Genomic DNA, 25,283 nt, shown 5'->3' with positions numbered 1-25,283 from the left:
GTCCAAAGAATTACCGGACAGATACCCAACAGGAGAACTCGACGTATGAGAGCAATCCTCGCGCGATTGCGACAACGGTCCTGGACCGCGGGCATGGCCTGCGCCGTCCTGGCCGTCACGGCTCCCGCCCTGGCCCTCGGGCCGGGCATGCTGCCCTCCGGTGCCGCACTGGCCCCGGCCGGGAAGACCACCGTGGTGAAGGCCGCGGCAGCGGCACCGCTGCCGGGTGGTCTGGGGCCATGTATTCCGGGCGACTGCCCGGACCCGTTCCCGCCGATCAGCAACGGTCCCATCATGGGCCGGGACGCGAACATCAACGTCTTCGTCGGCAATGACTTCCTCGTCCGGGAACGGGCGGCGGAGGCCGAGGGAAAGGTTGTCGTCCTCAACAACTTTGATCAGAACAAGTCGGTGGGCGGCAGTGTCATCTACAACCTCGGCATCGTCGGGGTCGGATCGCGCGTGCCCCCGCCGGACGGTTCGGACTTCCTGACCACCGGCGGCAATGTCACCATCGCCGCCGGTCAGCGGCTGCTCGCCGAAGGCGGTGTGGTCCGCCACGCGGGCACCGCCTCCGGGACGATCGTCGCCGACTCCGTCGTCCAGGACCCGAACGCGGCCGCCCCCTATCTGGCGCTGCGCGACCAGCTGACGGACTCCAGCCAGTGCTACGCGCGGGACGAGAACGGGCCCCGGCCCGCCACCGGCACCGCCGTCAACACCGGCGGTGAGACCGTCTTCACCGGTGACGGCACCTCCGCTCTCCAGGTCTTCAACGTCGACTTCAACATGACCACCGCGAGCGGCGGTCAGCAGGGTCTCCGCTTCGAGAACATCCCCGCCACGGCGACCGTCCTGGTCAATGTGGTCGGGGCCAACCGCCAGATCAACACCTACAGCGGCGGCATCACCGACGACGACCCGCTCAACGCGCTGCGCGACCGGCTGCTGTGGAACTTCCCCGACGCGACCGCCGTGGGTCTGCGCGGCACCGGCCAGTTCCAGGGCAGTGTCCTCGTCGGCAACCAGGGGTCGATGACCACCGTCACCCTGCCGGGCGTCAACGGGCGCTTCTTCTCCACCGGCTCCCTGACCCACACCAGCGTGGTGGGCGGCGGCGGTGGCCAGGAGTTCCACGCGTACCCCTTCAACGGCGATCTGCCGGACTGCACGGTGGCCCCGGTCACCGCTCCGGTGACCGTCGTGAAGCGGGACGCGGACACCCTCGACCCGCTGGCGGGCGCGGTGTTCCAGCTGTGGGAGGAGACCAACGGCGTCGCCGGTCTCCAGACCACCGGGGCCACCCCCGACACCCAGGTCGGGGCGAACTGCACCACGGGCGCGGACGGCGTCTGCACCCGTACGGTCATCCTCGGCACCTACTACTGGCGCGAGATCACCGCACCCCCGGGGTACGACCTCCCGCTCAATCCGGTCTTCGGTCCGCTGGTCCTCGGGCCGGGCAATGTGCCCGACGGGGTCACCGTCAACGCGGACAACAGCCGTACACCGGTGACCGGTGAGATCTCCGTCGAGAAGACGGACTCGGTGACCGGCGCGCCGCTGGCGGGCGCGGTCTTCGAGCTGTGGCAGGACACCAACGGGGTCGCGGGCCTCCAGACGTCCGGGGCCAATCCGGACACCCAGATCAACGGCCCCTGCACCACGAACGTCGGCGGCGAGTGCGCCGCCCTGGTCCAGACGGGCACCTACTACTGGCGCGAGATCCAGGCCCCGCCGGGCTACGACCTTCCCGGCGACCCGGTCTTCGGCCCGCTGATCCTCACCCCGGAGAACGCGGCCGGCGGAGTCAACGTCAATGTGGAGAACACCCCGACCCCGGCCGTGACCGGCGATGTGACGGTCGTCAAGACCGACGCGATCACCGGCGTGCCGCTGGCGGGCGCGGGCTTCCAGCTGTGGGAGGAGACCAACGGCATCGCCGGTCTCCAGACCAGCGGCGCGGACCCGGACACCCAGATCGGCGGCGTCTGCACCACCGGTGCCGACGGCATCTGCTCCAGCACCGTCGAGGTGGGCACCTACTACTGGCAGGAGACCTCGGCCCCGCCGAACTACGACCTGCCGGTGGACCCGGTCTTCGGTCCGCTGGTGCTGACCGAGGAGAACGCCGCCGACGGCGTCTCGGTGACGGCGCAGAACGCCCAGACCCCCGTGGTCGAGGGCGATGTCACCGTCGTCAAGACGGACTCCGCCACGGGCGACCCGCTCGCGGGCGCGGTGTTCGAGCTGTGGGAGGAGACCAACGGGATTCCCGGTCTCCAGACCACGGGCGCGGACCCCGACACCCAGAACAACGGCCCCTGCACCACCGGGGCGACCGGCGAGTGCACCCGCACCGTCGTGGTCGGCAGCTACTACTGGCGTGAGATCACCGCGCCTCCCGGCTACGACCTGCCCGCCAACCCGGTCTTCGGACCGCTCGTCCTGACCGACGCGAACGCCGGCACCGGCGTCACCGTGACGGCGCAGAACACCCAGACCCCGGCCGTCACCGGTGATGTCATCGTCGAGAAGACGGACGCCGGGACCGGGGCACTGCTGGCGGGCGCGGTGTTCGAGCTGTGGGAGGAGACCAACGGCGTACCCGGTCTCCAGACCGCCGGCGCGAACCCCGACACCCAGAACAACGGCCCCTGCACCACCGGCGCGAACGGCCGGTGCACCCGGACCGTCGAGGTCGGCACCTACTACTGGCGCGAGACGGCGGCCCCTCCCGGGTACGTCCTCCCGGGGAACACGGTCTTCGGCCCGCTGATCCTCACCGCCGAGAACGCCTCCCAGGGCGTCATCGCCCACGCGGAGAACGAGCAGACCCCGCCCATCATGGGCGATGTCACCGTCGTCAAGACGGACGCGGCCACCGGCGCACTGCTGGCGGGCGCGGTGTTCGAGCTGTGGGAGGACACCAACGGGGTCACCGGACTCCAGGTCTCCGGGGCCAACCCGGACACCCAGATCAACGGTCCCTGCACCACCGGGGCGAACGGCGAGTGCACCCGTAACGTCCAGGTCGGTACGTACTACTGGCGCGAGATCACCGCACCCCCCGGGTACGACCTCCCGGCCGACCCGGTCTTCGGACCGCTCGTGCTGAACGCCGAGAACGCCGCCGACGGCGTCTCGGAGACCGCGCAGAACGACCAGACGCCCGTCATCACGGGCGATGTGACGGTCGTGAAGACGGACTCCGAGACCGACGAGGCCCTCGCGGGCGCGGTGTTCGAACTGTGGCAGGAGACCAACGGCGTCGCCGGTCTCCAGACCACGGGCGCGAACCCGGACACCCAGCTGAACGGCCCCTGCACCACGGGAGCCGACGGCGAGTGCACCCGCACCGTCGGCATCGGCAGCTACTACTGGCTGGAGACGGCCGCTCCGGCGGGTTACGACCTGCCGGCGAACCCGGTCTTCGGCCCGCTGAACCTCACCGCCGAGAACGCCTCGTCGGGCGTGATCGTCAACGCCTCCAACACCGCGACCCCCGCCGTCACCGGCGAGGTCACGGTCGTCAAGGAGGACGCGGCCAGCGGCAACCCGCTCGCCGGTGCGGTGTTCCAGCTGTGGGAGGAGACCAACGGCATCGCCGGTCTCCAGACCACCGGAGCCAACCCCGACACCCAGCTCAACGGCCCCTGCACCACCGGGGCGAACGGCGAGTGCACCCGCACCGTCGGCATCGGCACCTACTACTGGCTGGAGACGGCCGCGCCCCCCGGGTACGACCTGCCCGCCAACCCGGTCTTCGGCCCGCTCGTCCTCACCGCCGAGAACGCCGCCGACGGCGTCTCGGTGACGGCCGACAACACCCAGACCCCCGTGGTCACCGGTGATGTCACGGTCGTCAAGGAGGACGCGACCACCGGAGCCCCGCTCGCCGGTGCGGTGTTCCAGCTGTGGGAGGAGACCAACAACATCCCCGGTCTCCAGACAACGGGAGCCGACCCGGACACCACGGTCGGCGGCCCCTGCACCACCGGGGCGAACGGCGAGTGCACCCGCACCGTCGAGACCGGTACCTACTACTGGCAGGAGACGGCGGCACCCCCCGGGTACGTCCTCCCGGCCACCCCGGTCTTCGGACCGCTCTTCCTCACCGCCGAGAACGCCTCCCAGGGCGTGACGGTCACGGCGGAGAACTCGCAGACCCCCGTGGTCACCGGCGAGGTCACCGTCGTCAAGGAGGACGCCGCCAGCGGCAACCCGCTCGCGGGCGCGGTGTTCGAGCTGTGGGAGGAGACCAACGGGATTCCCGGTCTCCAGACCACGGGCGCGGACCCCGACACCCAGATCGGCGGCGTCTGCACCACCGGCGCCGACGGCATCTGCTCCAGCACCGTCGAGGTGGGCACCTACTACTGGCGGGAGATCACCGCGCCCCCCGGCTACGACCTGCCGGCGAACCCGGTCTTCGGTCCGCTGGTGCTGACCGCCGAGAACGCCGCCGACGGCGTCTCGGTGACGGCCGACAACACCCAGACCCCCGTGGTCACCGGTGATGTCACGGTCGTCAAGGAGGACGCCGCCAGCGGCGACCCCCTGGCCGGTGCGGTGTTCCAGCTGTGGGAGGAGACCAACAACATCCCCGGTCTCCAGACCACGGGAGCCAACCCCGACCTCACGGTCGGCGGCCCCTGCACCACCGGGGCGAACGGCGAGTGCACCCGCACCGTCGAGGTCGGTACGTACTACTGGCAGGAGACGGCCGCGCCCCCCGGGTACGACCTTCCCGCCAACCCGGTCTTCGGACCGCTCTTCCTCACCGAGGAGAACGCCGCCGACGGCGTCTCGGTGACGGCGGAGAACACCCAGACCCCCGTGGTCACGGGTGATGTGACCGTCGTCAAGGAGGACGCGGACACCGGTGACACCCTGGCCGGTGCGGTGTTCCAGCTGTGGGAGGAGACCAACAACATCCCCGGTCTCCAGACCATCGGCATCAACCCGGACACCACCGTCGGCACCCCCTGCACCACGGGTGCCAACGGAGTCTGCTCCCGCACGGTCGAGGTGGGTACGTACTACTGGCAGGAGACGGCCGCGCCCCCCGGGTACGACCTGCCGGCGAACCCGGTCTTCGGACCGCTCGTCCTGACCGCCGAGAACGCCCCCCAGGGCGTGACGGTCACCGCCGAGGACACCAAGACCCCGGTGGTCAAGGGCAAGATCACGCTCCACAAGACCGACGCCAAGAACGGCCGTGAACTGGCCGGCGCGGTGTTCCAGCTGTGGGAGGAGACCAACGGCGTCACCGGTCTCCAGACCTCGGCCTCGGGCGGCACCCCGTCCGACACCCCCGTCGGCAACGGCTGCTCCACGGACGCCCAGGGCGTCTGCCTCTTCGAGGACCTGGACACCGGGACGTACTACCTGCTGGAGACCGACGTTCCGGAGGGCTATGTCCTTCCCGCGAACCCGGTCTTCGGCCCGTACGTCATCACCCCGGAGAACGCCTCCGAGGGTGTGACGGTCGACATCGCCAACAAGCGCAGTGAGCCCGGCAAGGGCGACAAGGGAGGTCCGAGCAAGCCCCACAAGGGCTGATCCCCGATCCTCCTGAAGTTCGGTGAGGGCGTGCACGGGCCGACCGGCCCGTGCACGCCCTCACCGGTTTGGCCCATCGCCCGGGGCGGGCCGGTGTCCCGGCTGGTTACCTGTGGAGCGGGGGCCGTGTGTGTCGTGTGTGTCGTGTGTCGTACGAGAACGGAGTACGCAATGCGAGGAAGGACCAGCCGTATACGCGGCGTCCAGGGCCGGCGGGACGGCGGTGTCCGCGGCCGGCCGGCGCGCACCGCGCTGCTGGCGGCGGTGGCCGCGGCGGTGGCCGCCACCGCGCTGACCGCCCCTCCGGCGGTGGCGGCCCCCGAGCCCTGCATCGCGGGGACCGGCCCCTACCAGCGGCAGCTGGAGGGGTATCTGGGACAACCGGTGGACGGCGTCCAGTCGAAGGCCGACTGCGAGGCGATCCAGACGTTCCAGACCGAGCACGCCATCGACCCGGCCGACGGCTACGCGAACCTCGCCACCTACCGCTGGACCGTCGCCCTGGCGGCCCGCGCCAACCCCAACGCGGCGGGCGACTGCCCCGTCCGCTCGTACCGCGTGACCTGCGTCGACCTGGACCGGCAGCTGCTGTGGGTGCAGCGCGGGTCGGGGGTGGTCTTCGAGCCGGTGCCGATCCGCACCGGCCGCGACACCGAGGAGACCCGGCTCGGCTGGCACAGCATCTACTGGCGCAGCCGTGACCATGTCTCCACGATCTACGACGACGCGCCGATGCCGTACGCCCAGTTCTTCGACGGCGGTCAGGCCCTGCACGGCCGTCTGGACGATCTCTACGACGGCGGGGGCTCGGCGGGATGCGTGAATCTGCGTCTGGCGGACGCGGAGGCGCTGTGGAATCTGCTGGACATCGACGACCAGCTCTACATCTGGGGCGTCAAGCCGGGAACCGACGGCTGAGACGGCCGGGACGGCCGGGGTACGGGGACCCGCGCGGGCGCGGGTCCCTACTTCGTGGGCTTGCGGCCCGTGATGCCGAGGTGCACCAGCAGCGCGAGGTTCGGCCGCAGCTCGGCCTGCTTCACGCCCCAGGTGGTGAACCCCTTCTGGTGCGAGGCGACCGCGGCCAGCATCGCGACCAGCGAACCCGCCATCGCCGCGGGGCTGACGTCCTTGTCGACCCGGCCCTTGGCCTGGAGTTCCTTCACCGACTCGGTGAGCGAGTTGGTGACGGAGTTCAGGATCTTCATCCGGATCTTGTAGAACCGCTTGTCGCCCTCGGCCGCGCCGAGGTCCACGACCCGCAGGATCGCGTCATGGCGACGCCAGAAGTCCAGGAAGCCCTCGACCAGATCCTCGGAGCTCTGCCAGGCGGCCTTCCCGGCCCAGCTCCGGCCGGAGACCAGCGCGGTGAGACCCGCTCCCTCCTTCGCCATCTCCTCGGCGATTTCGAGGACGGCGCCCTCGACGTCGGGGAAATACTGATAGAAGGTCGCGGGCGACGTGCCCGCCTTCCGGGCCACGTCGATGACCTTGACGTCCCGGTACGGCGACGAGCTGAGCATCTCGCTGAGGCAGTCGAGCAGCTTCTGCCGCGTCGCCTGCCCCCGTCGTCCGGCCACCCGGCCGTCGACAGTGCGTACTTGTCCTGTCATGCCGTCAGCTTACCGAGGGGTGATCGGCGCGCGATTCGGCCGACTGCAAATGGGGTGCGGCCGGGGCGGGGCGTCGTCCGCCCGGGTCTGGTCAAATGTTCGATTTCATCCGCTGCGATGCCCGCGATGCCCCGTTAACTTGAGTGTGACGAGCACCACTCGGTGCAGCGAAGGAGCCGGGCCCATGGCCGTATTTCCCGAGGGTACGCCGTGCTGGGTGGACGCGGCGCTCCCCGACACCGAGGCGGGGAAGCGCTTCTACGGGGAGCTGTTCGGCTGGACCTTCCGTCCCGGCGACGGACCCTGGACCGACGCCTACAGCGACGGACTGCTCGCCGCCGCGATAGCCCCCAAGGGGGACGGCCGGATGCCCACCATCTGGAACGTCTACCTCGCCGCCGACGACGTCACCGCCCTCACCGGCCGTATCGCGGAGGCCGGCGGACACCTCATCAGCTCCCCCCGCCCGGTCGGCCGGCTCGGCGCGGTCGCGATGGCGGCCGACCCCGGCGGCGCGGTCTTCGGGCTCTGGCAGGCGGGCGACCGGCCCGGCGGCCGGGCCGGCTTCGAGACCCGGGGGGTGCCGGGCGCGTACTGCTGGACCGAGGTCTACACCTGGCGCAAGGACCGGGTGGACCCCTTCTACGCGGAGGTCTTCGGCTACACCGGCACCGATCTGCCCAGACCCGCCGAACTGGGCCCGGGCTGCGGCCCCGCCATGGACATCCGGCTCTGGTCCCCGCGTACCGCCGACCCCGGCGCACCGGGCGACCGAACGGCCGTGGCGGGCCGGTGCGTTCTCACCGAGGCCTTCCCGCCGGAGCTGCCGGGCCACTTCCTTGTCTATTTCTGCGTCAAGGATTGCGATGCGGCAGCCGCCACCGTCGTACGCCTGGGCGGCCGGGTCCAGGCCCCGCCCTTCGACATCCCCTACGGGCGAATCGCCGTACTCATGGACAACCAGGGTGCTCTCTTCGCCGTCCTGGCCGAGACCTGACCCCGCTCCGACGCGGAACCTACTGGCTTCTGGTCCGTCACTGTGTCCGAATCCGGGTGAGACACCCCGATCCGCCCCCGGGTTCGCCACCGTTGCCTCGGACAGGAAGAATCAGGGTGGGTACCGCCGCTGAGGGTCTCGGTGGTGCGACAGGGACCCGTACGGGGAGGTGGCAGGCAGGTATGCAGCAGCTGACGCAGCACGATCCGAGACGGATCGGCCCGTTCGAAGTGCTGGGCCGGCTCGGAGCCGGAGGCATGGGGCTGGTCTATCTCGCCCGGTCGGCGTCCGGCCGACGGGTGGCGATCAAGACCGTACGGACCGAACTGGCCGAGGATCAGCTCTTCCGCGTCCGCTTCACCCGCGAGGTGGAGGCCGCCCGCGCCGTCAGCGGGTTCTACACCGCGGCCGTGGTCGACGCCGACCCCCGGGCCCCCGTGCCCTGGCTGGCGACCGCCTATGTGCCCGCCCCCTCCCTCGAGGAGATAGTGAACGAGTGCGGGCCCCTCCCGGCCCAGGCCGTCCGCTGGCTCGCGGCGGGCATCGCCGAGGCACTCCAGTCGATCCACGGCGCGGGACTGGTCCACCGCGACCTCAAGCCGTCCAACGTCCTGGTGGTCGAGGACGGCCCCCGAGTGATCGACTTCGGTATCGCGTCCGGGGTCTCCAACACCCGGCTGACCATGACCAACGTCGCCGTCGGCACCCCCGCGTACATGTCCCCCGAGCAGGCCCGCGACTCCCGCAGCGTCACCGGCGCGAGCGATGTCTTCTCCCTCGGCTCCACCCTCGTCTTCGCCGCGACCGGACACGCCCCCTTCCACGGGGCCAACCCGGTCGAGACGGTCTTCATGCTGCTGCGCGAAGGCCCCGACCTGGAGGGGCTCCCGGCCGAGCTGCGCCCGCTGATCGAGTCCTGCATGCAGACCGAGAAGACCCTGCGCCCCACCCCCGAGGACCTTCAGTCGCAGCTCGCACCGCATCTCTTCGCCTCCGGCGGCGACGACAGCGGCACGGCCTCGGCCTGGCTCCCCGGCCCGGCGACGGCGATGATCGAGCTGCGCAGGGGCGGCGGCAGAACCGTCCCCGCCGTACCGGCCGCCCTTCCGCAGCGCCCGCCCGAGCCGCCCCCGATGCCCCCGGCCCCGCCGCGCCGGGCCCCCGACTGGGCCCCCGACCCGCGCACCGGCGCGCCCGCCGCCGCCGGTCCGGTACGGCTGCCCGGCGTCGGCGTCCCGATCGGCCCCGGCCCCCGGGTGGCCGACCCGGCCCGTGCCGCCGTGGCCCAGGCAGGCCCCGCGACCGGCTGGATCCGGCCGCCCGCCGGACTCCACGCCCTCCCCGCGGCGGCCCCGGCCGCCCCTGCCCGGCCCCCGGTGCCGCCGCCCGCCGCGCCCCCGGGGACCCCCGCCCACTGGCGGCCCTGGCGCTTCCGGATGTCGAACGACGTCTGGGGCACACCCGTGGTCGCCGGTGATCTGCTCTACGTCACCTCCTTCGAGGTCCACGCGCTGGACGTGGCCACCGGCCGCCGCCAGTTCAAGACCAAGGACGTCGCCTGGACCATGGCCGTCGACGGCGGCCTCATCCACGGCTCCGACGGCCCCACCCTCTACGCCCTCGACGCCACCGGCGGCCAGGAGCGCTGGCGGTTCCAGACCGAGGCCTGGGTCTACTCCCTGCGCGCCTCCCGGGGCACCGTGGTGACCGGCTCGCGCGGCGGCGGCGTACAGGCCTGGGAGGCCTCCAACGGCGAGAAGCTGTGGGAGGTCACCGGGGTTCAGACCGACTTCGAGACCCCCGAGGCCGGACCCGTCATACACGAGGACACCGTCTACGTCTGGCGCGACGCCCGGCTCTGCGCCCTGGAGGCCCGCACCGGCGTGGAACGCTGGTCGTACCCTGTCGGCGACGCCGCCTCCTGCGGCAATGTCCCCGTCCGGGTCCACCCCGCCCCCGACGGCAACGTCTACATCTCCGCCGGCACCCGCGTCCTCGCCGTCGACACCGCCACCGGCCTCGTCCGCTGGCACTTCGAGGCCCCCGCCGTCTTCCTCTCCCCGCCCGCCTTCGCCCCCGGCCCCGCCGTCACCGGTGGCGGCGTCTACCTCGCCGACTACCTCGGCACCGTCTACGCCCTCGACGCCGCCACCGGCAAGGACCGCTGGCGCATCGCCACCGAGTCCCGCCCCTCCGCCGAGCCCGTCCTCGTCACCGGCGGCAACATCCACGTCGGCAGCGGCAGCGCCCTCTACACCCTCGACGCCGTCACCGGCACCCCCATGTGGCGCTTCGCCGCCGGCGGCGAAGTCATCGGCACCCCCGTCGTCGCCGACGGACGCGTCCACTTCGGCTCCGCCGACCACGTCCTCTACACCCTCGACGCCGCCGGCGGCCAACTCCGCTGGAAACTCGCCACCGGCGGCGAGATCACCGGCTCCCCCGTCGTCAAGGGCGGCGTCGTCTACGCCTGTAGCAAAGACCGCTGCGTCTACGCCCTCGACGCCGTCAAGGGCACCGCCACCGGCCGACCCCGGTAGCGAGCCCCCCGCCCCCGGCGTAGCGTCGATCCCGGCGGCCGCCGTCCGGACCCTTCCGTGAGACCGGTGCGACGGCCGTCCCCCCGGCGGCCCCCAACGGGCGGGCCGGCACTTCGGCGCGCGAGAATCCGGCTCAGCGGCCCGCCCAGGGAAGCAGCCGGTCCCAGAACCGGCCGCCCCGGCCCTCGTGGGGCGTGAATACCGTACGGGGGATCCCCAGGGCGTCCAGCCGCTCCCCGAGGAGGGCCTCCTGCGCCGGGGTGACGGCGATCCACAGGGCGGTTCCCGTGTCGCTCGCGCTGAAGAGGGGGCCTTCGTCCCCGTGGGCCTCGGCGCTGATCGTGTGGGGGGCGAGGTCCAGGAGGACGGTGAAGTGGGCGTCGTCGCGGGGGTCCAGGTCGATGCCCATGCCGAGGTCGCGCCGCTTGGCGGGGCGGGGCCCCGGGGGAGCGGCGGTCTCGGCGAGGGAGAGGGCGTGTTCGTAGGAGGGAAGGACGTCCGCGGGCCAGGGTTCGTCGCTGTAGGCGTCGAGGTGGGCGGTGCGGAGGCTGTCGCGGAGGACGAGGAGGGCGGCGCGGTGCGCGTGGGCGGCGGCGGGGGAGGGGAGGCCGGGGCGGAGGAGGAGTTCGGTGCGGGCGGACATGGGGGAGAGCCTCTCACCCCGGGGCCCGGGGCGCCCCGGGTTATCGCACCCGGTGACCCCCGCCCCGCCCCCCGAACAGCTCGCCCTGCTCCGCGGGGGCCAGATTGCCGAGGGCGATCAGATGGGGGGCGAGGCCGAAGGCCTGGGCGCGGGCCGCCTGGGCGGCGGCCCAGACGGCGCGTACGGTGCCCTGGACCGCGCCGGTGGGGTGGGAGGCGACCACGGAGGCGGCGCGGAGGGCGGCGGTCACGGCCTGGCCCGGTGGGGTGAGTTCGGAGACCAGCCCGGTCTGATGGGCCCGGGCGGCGGACATCCGCTCGGCGGTGCCCATGAGGGCGAGCCGCGCGACCTCCCCGTACGGCATCCGCTGGGCGAGGTAGATCGACTCGTACGCGCTGACCATCCCGTAGGTGGTGTGCGGGTCGAAGAAGGTGGCGTCCCGCGAGGCGACCACGAACTCGCACTCGCCCAGCAGATAGAACGCCCCGCCGCACGCCATCCCCTCGACGGCGGCCACCACCGGCTTCCAGAGGTCGTTCGCCTTGGGGCCGATCGCGATCAGCGGGTCGTCCACCGAGTACGGGGACGGGGGCTGCGGTACGTCGACCGAGCGGTCGATCCCGGTGCAGAAAGCTTTCGTCCCCGCGCCGGTCACCACCACCGCCCGCACCGAGTCGTCGTAGCGGAACTCCCGCCAGGCCGCCGACAGCTGCCCGGCCGTCTCCAGATCGATCGCGTTGTGCTTCTCGGGCCGGTCCAGGACGACGAGGGCCACCCCCCGCTCCTCGACCCGTTCCCTCTCCACCCGCACGCTCATGCCCGCTCCAGCTGCCAGCGCGGCAGCCGCAGCCCGCCGCCCGACGGGACCACCGACGAGAACACCACCCGCACCGCCGCGCCGATCCGCAGCCGCCCCGGTTCGACCGAGTTCAGCGGCGCGTCCGGGCCGGTCACCACATTGCCCACCAGCCGGATGCGCGGGGCGTCGAGCAGCTCCACCACCACCGCGTTGTACGGGGCGAGTTCCTCGTACCCCGGCAGCAGCGGCGGGTGCGGCACCACGAACGACCAGATCCGGCCGCGTCCGCTGGTCAGCCGCCACTCCGCGGCGAAGGACTGGCAGTGCGGACAGCACGGCCGGGGCGGGAAGCGCGGCTCCCCGCAGGGGACGCAGCACTGGACGCGGAGCTCGCCCCGGGCCGCGTACTCCCAGAACGGCGCTCCATCTCCGTCGGGCACGGGTTCCAGCAGGGCCATCTCAACTCCTCAGCAGCACGGCCGACGTGGGCACGCCCTCGCCCGCCGTGACCAGACAGGTGGTGGCCCCCGGCACCTGCGCGGTGGAGGTGCCGCGCAGCTGTCGGACGCCCTCGTTGATCAGGTTGAAGCCATGGACGTACGCCTCGCTCAGCCCGCCGCCCGCGGTGTTCAGCGGCAGCCTGCCGCCGATCTCCAGCGCGCCGCCCTCGGTGAAGGCCGCGCCCTCCCCGCGCCCGCAGAAGCCGTACCCCTCCAGGGAGAGCGGGATCAGCGGGGTGAACGCGTCGTAGATCTGCGCCACGTCCACGTCGTCGGGGCCGAAGTCGGCGGTCTTCCAGAGCTGCCGGGCCGCCGTCCAGGCGGGGCCGGTGAGCGGGTCGTCGTTCCAGTAGTTCACCATGCCGTGGTGCTGTGCGGGCAGTCCCTGCGCGACCGAGTGGAGGTACACGGGCGGCTGCCGGCAGTCACGGGCGCGTTCGGCGGAGACGATCACACACGCCAGTGCGCCGTCCGTCTCCAGGCAGTTGTCGAAGAGACAGAGCGGCTCGCTGATCCAGCGCGAGGTCATGTACATCTCGCGGGTGAGGGGCCGCTCGTGCATCATCGCCGCCGGGTTCTGGTTGGCCCGGTTGCGGCAGGCGAGCGCCACCTGGAAGAAGTGCTCGCGGGTCGCCCCGTACTCGTGCATGTAGCGCCGGGCCAGCATGCCGATCTCGTCGGCGGGCCGCAGCACCCCGAAGGGGCGGGTCCACTGGGCCGGCGTCGGCAGCCGCGCCGCCGTGTCCGTCCAGGGGCGCGGTCCGCTGCCGCGCTTGCGGGAGCGCCAGGCCACCCCGACGCTCGCCTGGCCGGTGGCGACGGCGGCGGCCAGATGGGCGAGGGTGGCGCAGGAGCCGCCGCCGCCGTAGCCGACCCGGGAGAAGAAGGTGACGTCGCCCGCGCCGATCGACTTGGCGATCTCGACCTCGTCGGTCTCCTCCATCGTGTACGAGGCGAACGCGTCGACCTCCGAGGCGGCGATCCCCGCGTCGTCGAGCGCGGCCGTGATCGCCCGGCAGGCCAGCGTCTTCTCCGGCTCGGGGAGCTTTTTGGCGAACGCCGTCTGCCCTATCCCGGCTATCGCCGTCGCGTCCTTGAGACCGGTCACGGACACCTCCGAGGCTCACCCCAGGTTGCTGACAGTGCGTCAGATTACCGCTAATCTGACGATGGGTCAGCCAGTGGGAGGGGTTTCCATGCGCGACGACCTGGAGCGGGGCACCGTCGGCCGGCTGGTGCGGGACGCCGCAGCCCGGTACGGGGAGCACACGGCCGTGATCGAGGGCCGCACCCGGCTGAGCTACGCCGCCCTCGGCGAACGGGTCGAGCGCGCCGCCGCCGCCTGCATGGCGGCGGGCGTGGAGCGCGGCGACCGGGTCGCGATCTGGGCCCCCAACACCCTCGACTGGATCGTCTCCGCGCTCGGCGCGGTCACCGCCGGCGCGATCCTCGTACCGGTCAACACCCGCTTCAAGGCCGCCGAGGCCGCCGACGCGCTCCGGCGCGGCCGGGTACGGCTGCTCTTCGTCACCGGCCCCTTCCTGGGAGTCTCGTACGCCGCCGCCCTGCGCCCCGAGCGGGCGCGCCTGCCCGAGCTGGAACAGGTCGTGGTCCTCGCCGACGACGCCCCCGCCTCCTGCCGCGGCTGGAAGGAGTTCCTCGCGGCCGGGGACCCCATCACCCCCGAGGAGGTCCGCGCCCGCGCCGACACCGTCGAACCCGGCGACCCCTCCGACATCGTCTTCACCTCGGGCACCACCGGCCACCCCAAGGGCGCGGTCATCACCCACGCCCAGACCCTGCGCTGCTACCGCCTCTGGGCCGAGCTGGCCGGACTGCGCCAGGACGACCGCTATCTGATCGTCAACCCCTTCTTCCACACCTTCGGCTACAAGGCCGGCATCATCGCCGCCCTGACCCGCGGCGCGACCATGGTGCCCCAGCCCGTCCCCGACCTCGACACCCTCGTCGCCCACATCACCGCGCTGCGGATATCCGTACTCCCGGGGCCGCCCGCCCTCCTCCACTCCCTCCTCGACCACCCCGCCCGCCACCGCGCGGACCTCTCCTCGCTCCGGCTGACGGTCACCGGCGCCGCCGTGATCCCGCCGCGCCTGGTCCAGCGGCTCCGGGACGAGCTGGGCGTGGCCACCGTACTCACCGCGTACGGCCTCTCCGAGGCCTCCGGTCTCGTCACCATGTGCCGCCGGGACGACCCGCCCGCCACCGTCGCCGCCACCTCCGGCCGCGCCGTCCCCGGCACCGAGATCCGGGTCCTCGCCGCCCCCGGCCACCCCGGTGAGGTACTGGTGCGCGGCCCCCAGGTGATGCGGGGCTACTACGAGGACCCGGCCGCCACGGCCGCCGCCGTCGACCCCGACGGCTGGCTCCGGACCGGCGACGTCGGCGTCCTCGACGCGCACGGCAATCTCACCCTCACCGACCGGCTCACCGACATGTTCGTCGTCGGCGGCTTCAACGCCTACCCCGCCGAGATCGAACGCCTCCTCGGCCGCCACCCCGACCTCAGCGACATCGCCGTGATCGGAGTGCCGGACGCCCGCCTCGGCGAGGTCGGCAAGGCGTACGCGGTACGGCGGCCGGGGGCCGCGCTCACGGCGGCCGGGCTGATCGCCTGGGCCCGCCGGGAGATGGCCAACTACAAGGTCCCCCGCGAGGTGGAATTCCTCCCCGAACTGCCGCGCAACGCCTCGGGAAAGGTCCTCAAGACCGAGCTGCGCGCCCGCCGGGGATCCTGACCGCACGGGCGCGGTGAGCGGGTCAGCGGGTGTACGACGAGCCGAACTTCCCCCAGACGTCGGGGTTCACGCCCAGCATCGTGGGGTTGACGGTCAGAGAGCCCTTGCCGGTCGGCCCGGAGGCCGTGGCGGGCAGTACCCACACCTCACCGGCGCCCTTGTTCTCACCGGTCGCGCTGACGGCGAGTTCGTTCCGGCCGTCGCCGTCGGCGTCGAACGGCTTGGTGTGGGAACCGAAGTAGTCCCTGGTCTCGGACGAGCCCGGCACGCCCGGGGTGTTCTGGGTGAACTCCTTGGCCTTGGCGGCGGTCGGTCCGCTCCTGGTGCCGCGCAGGACGACCACCGAGCCGGACTCGACCCGGCCGTCGGCGTACCGCCGCGGCACACCGATCACGGTGTCGCCGTACTTGTCGCCGTCGAGGTCCCCGACGGCGACCGACGCACCGAATCCGCCGTCGTCCTTGGGGCCGCCCGGGATCCCGGGGGTGTCCAGGTGGAAGACGCTGCTCTTCGCCCCCGAGACGCCCTTGGCGCTGCCCGGGAGATAGGTGACCGTGCCGCCCCTCCTCTTCGGGTCCAGATCACCGGAGGCACTGTTGCCGACGAGGACGTCCTGGAAACCGTCCTTGTTCACATCCCCGACGGCGACGCTCATCCCCACCAACGGCTTGCCCTTGCTGTCCTTGACGATCTCAGAGGCGGCGGGCCCCTTCGTCGTGCCCTTCCAGAAGAGCACCCCGGGGCGCTCCACGTCCGAGGTCTCGGCGATTCCGAGGATGTCGGTCCTGCCGTCCTTGTTCACATCGCCGGCAGCCAGCGCGAAGGAACTCCTGTTGATCTCTTGGTCGGCCGCCGGGACATACGTTTTACGGGCGGGCTTGGCGGCGGCGTCGAACGGCCCGTGCAACACGGTGAGGCCGCTGTTCCAGTTCGCAGCCGCCAGGTCGGGCTTGCCGTCGCCGTTGAAGTCACCGGCGACCAGCCTGGTCGTGCTGCCCTTCTCGGCGCTGCCCCTCGTGGTCCCCGCCGGGGTCTTCCCCCGGCCGAGGCCCTTGGCGCTGCCCCAGACCACTGTCAGCTCACCCGCGGCCCCCGGATCCGGCTGGTAGCCGTCCCCCACGGCCCCGATCACCAGGTCCGCGTACCCGTCCCGGTCGAGATCGGCGGAGGCGAGCGTCCCGCCGAACTCGTCCGATTCCTGGGGGACCCCGGGTATCCCGCCCCTGCCCTGGCGGAGCACCTGCTTGCCCGAGGTCTTCAGGCCCGACTTCGAGCCGTACAGCACGGCGACATAGCCCGCCCGCTCCTGTCCGTCGACCGTCGCCCTGGGCGCGGCCACGGCGAGGTCCTGGTAGCCGTCGCCGTTGAAGTCGTCCCGGGACTTGCCCTTGGCCTTCTTCGCGGCGGCGGGAGCGGCAGCCGTGGCGGGGGCGGCGAAGGCGACCGGTGCGGTCAGGGCGGCGACGGCGGCGATGGCGGTGAGCAGCCCGAGACCTCGGGTCGTACTGCGAGTGTTCATGCGCGGTCCTTTGCTGGAAGTGGCGTACGAAAGTGCGGACGGCCTGGTCAGTAGGTGAGTACCTCGCCGAATCGGACCGGGTCGGGGTCGAGGCCGAGGGTCTCGGGTCCGTAGACGAAGGAGCCGTTGGGGGTGACTCCGTTCTTGTCGGTCTTGAAGACCCACATGGCTCCGGCGTTCTCGTTCTCGCCGGGTGCGCTGACGGCGAGTTCCTCGCGGCCGTCGCCGTTGGCGTCGAGCGTCTTGAGGTGGTTGCCGAAGAGGTCCCCGGCCTCGGCGCTGCCGGGGACGCCCTTGGTGTTCTGGTGGAACTCCTTGGAGACCTTGGAGGTCGGTCCGCTCGCGGTGCCGCGCAAGGTGATCACGGAGCCCGCGGCCCTCCGGCCGTCGACGTTCATCCCGGCGACGCCGACGGTGATGTCCTCGTACTTGTCTCCGTCGAGGTCGCCGACAGAGACCGCCGAACCGAATCCGCCGCTGGTCTTGGAGCTGCCGGGGACACGGGGGCTGTCCAGGTGGAAGACCTTGTTCCGGCTGCCCAGGGGGCCCTTGGCGCTGCCCTTGATGTAGGTGACCTGGCCACCCGACGGGACTTCGGCACTTGTCTCGCCGCCGTACAGCAGGCCGACGGCGATGTCGGCGTAGCCGTCCTTGTTCACATCGCCCACATCCAGGGTGTCGCCCAGTACGAGCCGGCGTTTCTGGTCCTTGATGTGCCGGTAGGCGATGGGTCCGGTGGGCGTGCCCTCCCAGAAGACGAGTTCGGGACGCCAGTAGCTGTCGTCCCGCCAGCCGTGCAGACCGACGATGTCGGTGATCCCGTCCCCGTTCACATCGCCGGCCCTGATCCCGTCGAGTATCCGGTCGTCGTCATCACCGGTGGGCGGGGTGGACGATTCGCGGGCGGGCCCGCCGGCGGTGTCGAACGGGCCGTGCAGCATCCGCAGGCCGCTGCCGTATTCGCCCGTCACGAGGTCGGGGTTTCCGTCGCCGTTGAAGTCCCCCGTCACCAGATGCCTGCCGGCACCCTTGATGACCTTCCCGGGGGCGGTGCCGCGCCCCAGCCCCTTCGGGCCGCCCCACACCACCGTCATCACCCCGTAGAAGGGGAATTCGGGGGTCGGGTCCTCGCCTGCCACCCCGACGACCAGATCCGCGTATCCGTCGCGGTCGAGGTCGGCGGAGGCGAGGGAGGAGCCGAAGCGGTCGTCCACTTTGGTCGTGCCCGGCACCCCTTCCACGCCCTGGTGGAGGAGCTGCTTGCTGGAGAGGTTCAGCCCGGACTTCGAGCCGTACACCACGCTGACGTATCCGGCGCCGTTCTTCCGTTCGATGCGGCCGTTGGGAGAGCCGACGGCGAGGTCGGCGTATCCGTCCCCGTTGAAGTCGTCCTTGGGCTGTGCGGGGAGCTTCTTCGAGGTCCCGGCGGGCACGGGAGTGGGTGCGCCGAAGGCGACCGGAGCCGTCAGGGTGCCGATGGCCGCGATGGCGGTGAGCAGCCCCAGGCCTCGGGTCGCGCTGCGGGTGTTCATCTGGAGCCTCTTTCGGGAGAGGAGCGTGGTGTACGGGGTCCGGGCGGGCGGGTCAGGGGGTGTACACCTGGCCGTACTGGATCGAGCCGGACTCCTCGTCGAAGGAATCGGACCGGAGGGCGAAGGAGCCCTTGGCGGTGACTCCGTTCTTGTCGGTCTTGAAGACCCAGATCGCCCCGCGGTTTCCGTCCTCGCCGGGTGTGCCGACGACGAGTTCCCCGCGCCCGTCGCCGTCGGCGTCGAGGATCTTGGTCCGGGTGCCGAAGCGGTCCCCGGCCTCGGCGGTGCCGGGGACGCCCTTGGTGTTCTGGTGGAGTTCCTCGGAACCGGTGGAGGTCGGTCCGTTCTTGGTGCCGGGCAGGGTGATCACGGAGCCGGCCTCCTTCTTTCCGCCGAGGGTCATCCCGTCGGCGCCGACCACGATCTCGCCGTACGTGTCTCCGTCGAGGTCCCCGATGGAGACCGACACGCCGAATCGGGCAAACCGTTCGGGGGTTCCCGCGACGCGGGGGCTGTCCAGGCGGAAGACCTTGTTCCGGCTGCCGATGCGGCCCTCGGCGGTGCCCTCGATGTACGTGACCTTGCCCCCGCTGGTGCTGTCGTACGTGCGGCCGACGGCGATGTCGTCGCGGCCGTCGTTGTTCACATCGCCGATGGCGAGGGTGTCGCCCCAGATGGGCTGACGGCGGTGGTCCGTGACCTTCTGATAGGGGGAGAGACCGCCGGCCGCGCCCTTCCAGAGGATGAGTTCGACATTCAAGCGGCGCTTCTCGTTCACTGATCGATACCGGCTGACGAGGTCGGCGATACCGTCCCCGTTCACATCGCCGGCCTGGAGATCGAAGTGATCCCACTCGCCTTCCTTGGTGCCGTGGGGCATCGGGACGGACGATTCGCGGGCGGGCTTGGCCGCGGTGTCGAACGGGCCGTGCAGCACCCGGAGGTTCTTCTTCGAGCGGTCGACGGAGACGAGGTCGGGGTTGCCGTCGCCGTCGAAGTCCGCCGTCAGCAGCCGGCTGCCGCTGTCGTCGATCGTGGCCAGCAAATGCCCCCTGTCCGGCAGCCCCTGCGCGCTGCCCCACGCCACCATGGTTTCCCCGAGACCTCCCTCATCCTCGTACCAACTCAGGCCCGGTGCCCCGATGACCAGGTCCGTGTATCCGTCACGATTGAGGTCGGCCGAGGTCAGAGCGGCTCCAAAACGGGCTGTGTCGTACTGGCCCCCCTGGGTGAGGAGCTTGGTGCCCGAGGGCTTCAGCCCGGACTTCGAGCCGTACGACACGGTGACGAAACCGGCGCGGTCCGCGAAGGCGACCCGGCCCTCGGGGACACCGACGACGAGGTCCGCGTACCCGTCCCCGTTGAAGTCGTCCTTGGCGGCGGTGGGCGCGGAGGGCGCGGAGGGCGCGGCGGGTACGGGAGTGGGTGCGGCGAGGGCGACCGGTGCGGTCAGGGTGCTGATGGCGGCGAGGGCGGTGAGCAGTCCCAGGCCTCGGGTCGTGCTGCGGGTGTTCATCTGTGAGCCTCTTTCGGGGTCGGCCGGTCAGGAGGTGTACGTCGAGCCGAACATCAGCCCCTTCTCGGCGGGGAGGCCGAGTTCCTTGGGTCCGTAGACGAAGGAGCCCTTGGGGGTGACGCCTTTCTTGTCGGTCTGGAAGACCCAGACCGCACCGGTCGCGTAGTCCTCGTGCAAGGAGCTGACGGCGAGTTCGTTCCGTCCGTCGCCGTCGGTGTCGAGGGCCTTGGTCCGGGCGCCGAAGCGGTCGTCCTGTTCGGCGGTGCCGGGGACGCCCTTCGTGTTCTGGTGGAACTGCTTGGAGCCGGTGGAGGTCGGTCCGTTCTTGGTGCCGCGCAGGGTGATCACGGAGCCGGCGTACTTCTTGCCGTCGACGGTCGTCCCGTTCGCGCCGGCCACGATGTCGCCGTAACCGTCTCCGTCGAGGTCCCCGATGGCGACTGACGCACCGAATCCGGAGCCGCGCTCGGGGGTTCCCGCGACGCGGGGGCTGTCCAGGTGGAAGACTTTGTTCCGGCTGCCGATGCGGCCCTCGGCGGTGCCCTTGATGTAGGTGACCTTGCCGCCCGTGGGTATTTCGCCGCCGCTTCTGGTCCGGTACATGAGGCCGAGGGCGATGTCGTCGCGGCCGTCGTTGTTCACATCGCCGACGTCGAGACTGTGGCCCCCGAAGAGCTGACCTCGGTGATCGGCCACGGGCTGGTAGGGGGCGGGACCGCTGGGTGTGCCCTTCCAGAGGTGGACTGAGGATCCCGAGGTCGCATCGTCGCCCCTCCACTGGTACAGGCTGACGATGTCCGTGATGCTGTCCCCGTTCACGTCACCCGCCTTGAGATCCCAGGAATCCGCGTAGTCACCCTCGTAGGGGTAGGGCAAAGGGAGGGATGATTCGCGGGCGGGCTTGGCGGCGGCGTCGAAGGGGCCGTGCAGGAAAAGGATTTCTGCCTTTCTTTGATCGAGGGATGCCAGGTCGGGGTTGCCGTCGCCGTCGAAGTCACCCGCCAGCAGCAGGGCGCTCCTGTCCTTGAACCGGGCCGCCGGATCCGTCCCGCGCGCCAGACCCTTCGCGCTGCCCCACACCACGGCGGTCTCCCCGCGGCGGTCCTCCCCGGGGAGCGGAAGCTCGCCCGACACCCCGACGACCAGGTCCGCGTATCCGTCGCGGTTGAGGTCGGCGGAGGTCAGAGAGCCCCCGAAGTACTCGTACCTCCGGGGTGTCCCCGGTATCCCCTCCGCCCCCTGGTGCAGGAGCTGCTTGCTCGCGGTGTTCAGCCCGGACTTCGAGCCGTACACCACGCTCACGTATCCGGCGGCGGTTTCCTGGCCGACGCTGCCCCCGGGGACACCGACGGCGAGGTCGGCGTATCCGTCCCCGTTGAAGTCGTCCTTGGGCTGTGCGGGGAGTTTCTTCGCGGCGGGGGGAGCGGACACGGGCACGGCGAAGGCGACCGGTGCGGTCAGGGTGCCGATGGCGGCGAGAGCGGTGAGCAGCCCCAGACCTCGGGTCGTGCTGCGGGTGTTCATCTGGAGCCTCTTTCGGGGGAGGAGCGTGGTGTACGGGGTCAGGGGGTGTACGCCGAGCCGAACCGCAGTCCCTTGTCCGCCGGGAGGCCGAGGGCCCTGGGCCCGTAGACGAAGGAGCCGCTGCCGGTCAGCCCGGACTTGCCGGAGGGGAAGACCCAGACCGCCCCGGTCTTCTCGTCCTCGCGCAGCGCACTGGCGGCGACTTCCTCGCGCCCGTCGCCATTGCCGTCGATCAGCTTGATGTCCGTGCCGAGGGCATCGCCGTACTCGGCGGCACCGGGGACACCCTGGGTGTTCTGGGTGAACTCGCGGGACTTGTCGGACGTCGGCCCGCTCGCCGTGCCGGGCAGGGTGATGACGGAGCCCGCTCCGGCCACGCCGTCGACGGTCATCCAGTCGGAGCCGACCACGATCTCGCCGTACTTGTCGCCATTGAGGTCTCCGATGGCCAGCTCCGCGCCGAATCCGGCGTTGTCCTTGAAGGTGCCGGGCACGCGGGGGCTGTCGAGGTGGAAGGTCCGGTGGCGGCTGGGCAGGGGGCCCTTGGCGCTGCCCTTGATGTAGGTGACCTGTCCGCCCCGGCGCACCTGGGGGCCGTACACATGGTCACGGGTGAGGCCGAGGGCGATGTCGTCGTGGCCGTCGCCGTTCACATCTCCGACGGCGACGCTGCCGGCCGAGAAGCCGTGCTGGCGGTTCGCGACCGGGCGGTGAGCGGCGAGACCGTCGGACGTGCCTTTCCAGAAGACAGGCCGGGAGTACCAGCCTTCGCCATCGTCCTTCGTCCGGTAGACGCCGACGACGTCGGTGATTCCGTCCCCGTTCACATCGCCGGTCTTGAGCTCGTGGACCCCCCGGTACAGGTAATCCTCCGGTGTCTCCACGGCGGTGACCGATTCGCGGGCGGGCTTGCCGTCGGCGTCGAACGGCCCGTGCATCACCCGGAGAGCGGACTGGGCATGGGCCAGGAGATCGAGGTGCCCGTCGCCGTCGAAGTCCCCCGGCAGCACCCACTGAGCGCCCTTGAACTGGTCTGTCACCCTCGTCCCGCGAGTCAGCCCTTTCTCGCCGCCCCACATCACGAGCGTCTCTCCGTACCGGGGTGATTCGGGGGTCGGGCCCTCGCCGGACACCCCGATGATCAGATCCGTGTATCCGTCGCGGTCGAGGTCGGCGGAGGCGATCGAGGAGCCGAACCGGTCGTCGTCCTGGGGAGTGCCCGGCACGCCCCCGGCTCCCTGGCGCAGGATCTGCTTGCCGGAGACCTTCAGGCCCGACTTCGAGCCGTACAGCACGCTGACGTATCCGGGGCGGTCCTTCCCCGGCTCGAAGCGGCCGTTGGGCGTGGCGACGACGAGGTCCTCGTATCCGTCCCCGTTGAAGTCGTCCTTCGACGTCATGGACGCGGCGGGCGCGGCGGGCGCGGCGGGCGCGGCGAGGGCGACCGGTGCGGTCAGGGTGCTGATGGCGGCGAGGGCGGTGAGCAGCCCCAGGCTCCGGGTGACGCAGCGTGAGTTCATAAATACCCTCATAGGACAGTCATCGTGACGGATGTGAAGAGAAAGGATGTGACCGCCACAAGGCGACTCACGTCCCTCCTTGACCCCTGAGAATCCGGAAGGGTTGCATCACCACCACGTGATATCCCGCCGCCCCCGTGATGGCCTTCCGGCCAACCCGCCCTCCGGGGCAACCCCGGCCCTCTCGATCGAGTCACTCCCAGTGACAGAGGGGCGAGTGCGATATCCGGCCAGCCTTCCCCTAAGGGTCAACCCTTATCTCCTGGTTTGCGGTCATTCCCCGTGACCGCAAACCAGCCCGCCGAACGCGGGCAACCACCCCAGGAGCAGAGGCACATGACGACCAGGAGAACAGCGCGCACGGGCATCGTGGCCCTCGCCGCGGCGGCGGTCGCCGCCACCGCGTTCACGGCCCCCGCCCAGGCCGACGCGCATGCCCCGAAGAAGACCGAGCGCCACGCGGCGACCCAGCGCGCGATGGACGACCTGGTGCGGGCGGGCACCCCCGGAGTGATCGCCCAGCTGCGGACCGAGTCCGGTGTCTGGAACGCGACCTCGGGCGTCTCGGACGTCACGACCGGCAAGCCCCGCTCCGCCAAGGAGCGATACCGCATCGCCAGCATCACGAAGACCTTCGTCGCCGCCGTCCTCCTCGACCAGGAGGCGGACGGGCTGCTCAGCCTGGACGACACGGTCGACAAGTGGCTGCCCGGGGTCGTCCGGGGCAACGGCAACGACGGCCGGAAGATGACCGTACGCCAACTCCTCAACCACAGCACCGGACTCTTCGAGTACTCCGCCGACCCCGAGTACTTCCGCAAGCACTACACCAAGGCCTACCTCAAGCACCGCTACGACACCTGGACCCCGCTCCAGACGATCCGCGTCGGCCTCGCCCACCAACCCGACTTCGCCCCGGGGGCCAAGCACGCGTACTCCAACACCGGCTATGTCCTGGCCGGCCTGGTCATCGAGAAGGCCTCCGGCAACTCCTACGCCCACGAGGTCCGCAAGCGCATCCTCAAACCGCTGGGCCTGCGCGACACCACGCTCCCCGGGAACAGCGTGAGCATGCCCAACCCGCACAGCAAGGCGTACGGGAACCTCTCCGAGGACCCCGGCAAGCTCGACGTGTACGACGTCACCGAGCAGAACGGCTCCCAGGCCTTCGCCGACGGCGACATCATCTCCACCACCAGCGATGTGACCCGCTTCCTCCAGGCGCTCCTGGGCGGCGAGCTGCTCCCCGCGAAGCAACTCACCGCGATGAAGGCCATGCTCCCCAACAAGGGGCCCATCGCCTCCTACGACGAGTACGGCCTCGGCCTCTACAGCCTCAAGACCAGCTGCGGCATCAAGGTCTGGGGCCACAGCGGAGGCGCGTCCGGTGCCGGGTCCGAGGTGGTCGGCACGGAGGACGGCAAGAAGGTCTTCGCCCTCAACATCAACGGCGACTGGGACTGGTCCGACAAGATCCGCGACTCCGCCTTCTGCGGCACCAAGGTGAAGGCGGCCGACCCCGCCTTCAAGCCACTCCGCTGACGCCCGGGTCGCGGCTGGAGCACGGTTTCTTGCGTCCGCAGTGGGGGTCGGGGCAGCGGATGGCGGTGACGGCTCCGGTGGCGCCGTCCCGGTGTACGTGGGTGTGGGAGGTCGCGTGCGCGTGGGTGCGGACGGGGACGCCCCAGCGGGTGAGGCGGGCGGCGAGCCAGGGGGCGTGGACGTCGTACGTCCGGGCGATGGCTTTCAGGGAATCGCCCCGGGTGTAACGGGTGATGACGGTGGTCCGGTCGGCGAGGACGCGGTCGCGTGCCGCCGCCTTCTCCGCAGCCGTACGGCGGGTACGAGGGCCGCCGCCGCTCATGGGCGGGGTCCGGGTGTGCGCGGGATCGCCCTGCGCCGGGTCCGCCGGAACCTCGGGCCGTCCGCGCATCAGGGGCGCCCCTTCCTGCTGATCTCGTTCCGCTCGGCCAGCGCCGCCGAGAGCCAGTCGGCGGCCGTGGCCGGACGGACGTCCTCCACCGGCGCGTCCCACTCCCGACCACCCTGCGGAGGCCGCAGCGCGTAGCGCGTACCGCACTCCTCCATCACCACACCCACCCGCCTCACTCTGACGTCGTACGCCAGCGTGCCCGGAGGCAGAGTGTGGTGATCCGTGTCGTTGTCAGGCCCTGCGCTGTTAGTCATTTCAGCTGCCTTCTCGCTCGCCCCCAGCGGTTCCGTTGCGAGACCAGGTGACCACAACTTGCCCTAGAA

Annotated in this window: 18 protein-coding genes; 6 read left to right on the top strand and 12 right to left on the bottom strand. The window is 71.2% G+C overall.

Annotation, left to right across the window (positions count from 1 at the left end; translation table 11 throughout):
• Positions 1-45 precede the first annotated feature (45 nt).
• Positions 46-5,565, top strand: coding sequence for a SpaA isopeptide-forming pilin-related protein (locus ABD371_RS01555; protein WP_344471773.1), 5,520 nt, complete (start codon positions 46-48; stop codon positions 5,563-5,565).
• Positions 5,566-5,736: 171 nt separating this feature from the next.
• A complete protein-coding gene (locus ABD371_RS01550) occupies positions 5,737-6,483 on the top strand; it encodes a L,D-transpeptidase (RefSeq protein ID WP_344471772.1) in 747 nt (248 codons plus the stop codon).
• Positions 6,484-6,530: 47 nt separating this feature from the next.
• Here the strand turns inward: ABD371_RS01550 and ABD371_RS01545 are convergent, their stop codons facing one another.
• Positions 6,531-7,178 (bottom strand): TetR family transcriptional regulator, encoded by a 648-nt coding sequence (locus ABD371_RS01545; RefSeq protein ID WP_190122465.1) that lies wholly within the window; start codon positions 7,176-7,178, stop codon positions 6,531-6,533.
• A 184-nt stretch (positions 7,179-7,362) separates the two neighbouring features.
• Here ABD371_RS01545 and ABD371_RS01540 point away from each other — a divergent pair, with 184 nt between their 5' ends.
• Both ABD371_RS01540 and ABD371_RS01535 read left to right on the top strand, forming a co-directional pair.
• Positions 7,363-8,175, top strand: coding sequence for a VOC family protein (locus ABD371_RS01540; RefSeq protein ID WP_344471769.1), 813 nt, complete (start codon positions 7,363-7,365; stop codon positions 8,173-8,175).
• Positions 8,176-8,357: 182 nt separating this feature from the next.
• On the top strand, positions 8,358-10,715 hold the full coding sequence (locus ABD371_RS01535) for an outer membrane protein assembly factor BamB family protein (protein ID WP_344471767.1): 2,358 nt from the start codon (positions 8,358-8,360) through the stop codon (positions 10,713-10,715).
• Between the two features lie 133 nt (positions 10,716-10,848).
• On the opposite strand, the gene ABD371_RS01530 is transcribed toward ABD371_RS01535, so the two are convergent.
• From ABD371_RS01530 to ABD371_RS01515, 4 genes are read right to left on the bottom strand one after another with little or no spacing between them, the layout of a single operon-like run.
• Complete coding sequence (locus ABD371_RS01530) at positions 10,849-11,358, bottom strand: hypothetical protein (protein WP_344471765.1); 510 nt, start codon at positions 11,356-11,358, stop codon at positions 10,849-10,851.
• Between the two features lie 40 nt (positions 11,359-11,398).
• Entirely contained in the window at positions 11,399-12,175 is a 777-nt protein-coding gene (locus ABD371_RS01525; RefSeq protein WP_344471763.1) for an enoyl-CoA hydratase/isomerase family protein, read from the bottom strand.
• Positions 12,172-12,615 carry a Zn-ribbon domain-containing OB-fold protein gene (locus ABD371_RS01520; protein ID WP_344471761.1) on the bottom strand — a complete coding sequence of 148 codons (444 nt, stop codon included), beginning with the start codon at positions 12,613-12,615 and terminating at the stop codon, positions 12,172-12,174. The genes ABD371_RS01525 and ABD371_RS01520 overlap by 4 nt, the downstream gene beginning before the upstream one ends.
• 1 nt (position 12,616) lies before the next feature.
• Positions 12,617-13,765, bottom strand: a complete 1,149-nt coding sequence (locus tag ABD371_RS01515) for a lipid-transfer protein (RefSeq protein ID WP_344471759.1) — start codon at positions 13,763-13,765, stop codon at positions 12,617-12,619.
• Between the two features lie 88 nt (positions 13,766-13,853).
• Here ABD371_RS01515 and ABD371_RS01510 point away from each other — a divergent pair, with 88 nt between their 5' ends.
• Positions 13,854-15,416: a FadD3 family acyl-CoA ligase gene (locus tag ABD371_RS01510; protein WP_344471757.1), complete on the top strand. Its 1,563-nt coding sequence runs from the start codon at positions 13,854-13,856 to the stop codon at positions 15,414-15,416.
• A gap of 22 nt (positions 15,417-15,438) precedes the next feature.
• Here ABD371_RS01510 and ABD371_RS01505 read toward each other — a convergent pair whose 3' ends face one another.
• The 5 genes from ABD371_RS01505 to ABD371_RS01485 are packed head-to-tail and all read right to left on the bottom strand — an operon-like array spanning position 15,439 to position 23,027.
• Positions 15,439-16,935 carry an FG-GAP-like repeat-containing protein gene (locus ABD371_RS01505; protein WP_344471755.1) on the bottom strand — a complete coding sequence of 499 codons (1,497 nt, stop codon included), beginning with the start codon at positions 16,933-16,935 and terminating at the stop codon, positions 15,439-15,441.
• 47 nt (positions 16,936-16,982) lie between these two features.
• Positions 16,983-18,467 (bottom strand): FG-GAP-like repeat-containing protein, encoded by a 1,485-nt coding sequence (locus tag ABD371_RS01500; RefSeq protein ID WP_344471753.1) that lies wholly within the window; start codon positions 18,465-18,467, stop codon positions 16,983-16,985.
• Positions 18,468-18,519: 52 nt separating this feature from the next.
• Positions 18,520-19,983 (bottom strand): FG-GAP-like repeat-containing protein, encoded by a 1,464-nt coding sequence (locus ABD371_RS01495; RefSeq protein WP_344471751.1) that lies wholly within the window; start codon positions 19,981-19,983, stop codon positions 18,520-18,522.
• A gap of 27 nt (positions 19,984-20,010) precedes the next feature.
• Positions 20,011-21,507 (bottom strand): FG-GAP-like repeat-containing protein, encoded by a 1,497-nt coding sequence (locus ABD371_RS01490; protein ID WP_344471749.1) that lies wholly within the window; start codon positions 21,505-21,507, stop codon positions 20,011-20,013.
• 38 nt (positions 21,508-21,545) lie between these two features.
• Positions 21,546-23,027, bottom strand: a complete 1,482-nt coding sequence (locus ABD371_RS01485; RefSeq protein ID WP_344471747.1) for an FG-GAP repeat domain-containing protein — start codon at positions 23,025-23,027, stop codon at positions 21,546-21,548.
• A 336-nt stretch (positions 23,028-23,363) separates the two neighbouring features.
• On the opposite strand from ABD371_RS01485, the gene ABD371_RS01480 reads away from it, so the two are divergent.
• Complete coding sequence (locus tag ABD371_RS01480) at positions 23,364-24,569, top strand: serine hydrolase domain-containing protein (protein ID WP_344471745.1); 1,206 nt, start codon at positions 23,364-23,366, stop codon at positions 24,567-24,569.
• Here ABD371_RS01480 and ABD371_RS01475 read toward each other — a convergent pair.
• Positions 24,553-24,960, bottom strand: a complete 408-nt coding sequence (locus ABD371_RS01475; RefSeq protein ID WP_344471743.1) for a hypothetical protein — start codon at positions 24,958-24,960, stop codon at positions 24,553-24,555. The genes ABD371_RS01480 and ABD371_RS01475 overlap by 17 nt on opposite strands.
• Positions 24,960-25,214, bottom strand: coding sequence for a hypothetical protein (locus tag ABD371_RS01470; protein WP_344471741.1), 255 nt, complete (start codon positions 25,212-25,214; stop codon positions 24,960-24,962). The genes ABD371_RS01475 and ABD371_RS01470 overlap by 1 nt, the downstream gene beginning before the upstream one ends.
• Positions 25,215-25,283 lie beyond the last annotated feature (69 nt).

Source organism: Streptomyces amakusaensis (assembly GCF_039532665.1).
Classification (GTDB): domain Bacteria; phylum Actinomycetota; class Actinomycetes; order Streptomycetales; family Streptomycetaceae; genus Streptomyces; species Streptomyces amakusaensis.
The sequence above is the reverse complement of the archived record's forward strand: the minus strand, read 5'-3'. Positions and strand labels throughout refer to the sequence as shown.

Bases quoted from the DNA above. Each gene is read 5' to 3' on its own strand.
- ABD371_RS01555 (WP_344471773.1), top strand. From the start codon at position 46: ATGAGAGCAATCCTCGCGCGATTGCGACAACGGTCCTGGACCGCGGGC.
- ABD371_RS01550 (WP_344471772.1), top strand. From the start codon at position 5,737: ATGCGAGGAAGGACCAGCCGTATACGCGGCGTCCAGGGCCGGCGGGAC.
- ABD371_RS01545 (WP_190122465.1), bottom strand. From the start codon at position 7,178: ATGACAGGACAAGTACGCACTGTCGACGGCCGGGTGGCCGGACGACGG.
- ABD371_RS01540 (WP_344471769.1), top strand. From the start codon at position 7,363: ATGGCCGTATTTCCCGAGGGTACGCCGTGCTGGGTGGACGCGGCGCTC.
- ABD371_RS01535 (WP_344471767.1), top strand. From the start codon at position 8,358: ATGCAGCAGCTGACGCAGCACGATCCGAGACGGATCGGCCCGTTCGAA.
- ABD371_RS01530 (WP_344471765.1), bottom strand. From the start codon at position 11,358: ATGTCCGCCCGCACCGAACTCCTCCTCCGCCCCGGCCTCCCCTCCCCC.
- ABD371_RS01525 (WP_344471763.1), bottom strand. From the start codon at position 12,175: ATGAGCGTGCGGGTGGAGAGGGAACGGGTCGAGGAGCGGGGGGTGGCC.
- ABD371_RS01520 (WP_344471761.1), bottom strand. From the start codon at position 12,615: ATGGCCCTGCTGGAACCCGTGCCCGACGGAGATGGAGCGCCGTTCTGG.
- ABD371_RS01510 (WP_344471757.1), top strand. From the start codon at position 13,854: ATGCGCGACGACCTGGAGCGGGGCACCGTCGGCCGGCTGGTGCGGGAC.
- ABD371_RS01505 (WP_344471755.1), bottom strand. From the start codon at position 16,935: ATGAACACTCGCAGTACGACCCGAGGTCTCGGGCTGCTCACCGCCATC.
- ABD371_RS01500 (WP_344471753.1), bottom strand. From the start codon at position 18,467: ATGAACACCCGCAGCGCGACCCGAGGCCTGGGGCTGCTCACCGCCATC.
- ABD371_RS01495 (WP_344471751.1), bottom strand. From the start codon at position 19,983: ATGAACACCCGCAGCACGACCCGAGGCCTGGGACTGCTCACCGCCCTC.
- ABD371_RS01490 (WP_344471749.1), bottom strand. From the start codon at position 21,507: ATGAACACCCGCAGCACGACCCGAGGTCTGGGGCTGCTCACCGCTCTC.
- ABD371_RS01485 (WP_344471747.1), bottom strand. From the start codon at position 23,027: ATGAACTCACGCTGCGTCACCCGGAGCCTGGGGCTGCTCACCGCCCTC.
- ABD371_RS01480 (WP_344471745.1), top strand. From the start codon at position 23,364: ATGACGACCAGGAGAACAGCGCGCACGGGCATCGTGGCCCTCGCCGCG.
- ABD371_RS01475 (WP_344471743.1), bottom strand. From the start codon at position 24,960: ATGCGCGGACGGCCCGAGGTTCCGGCGGACCCGGCGCAGGGCGATCCC.
- ABD371_RS01470 (WP_344471741.1), bottom strand. From the start codon at position 25,214: ATGACTAACAGCGCAGGGCCTGACAACGACACGGATCACCACACTCTG.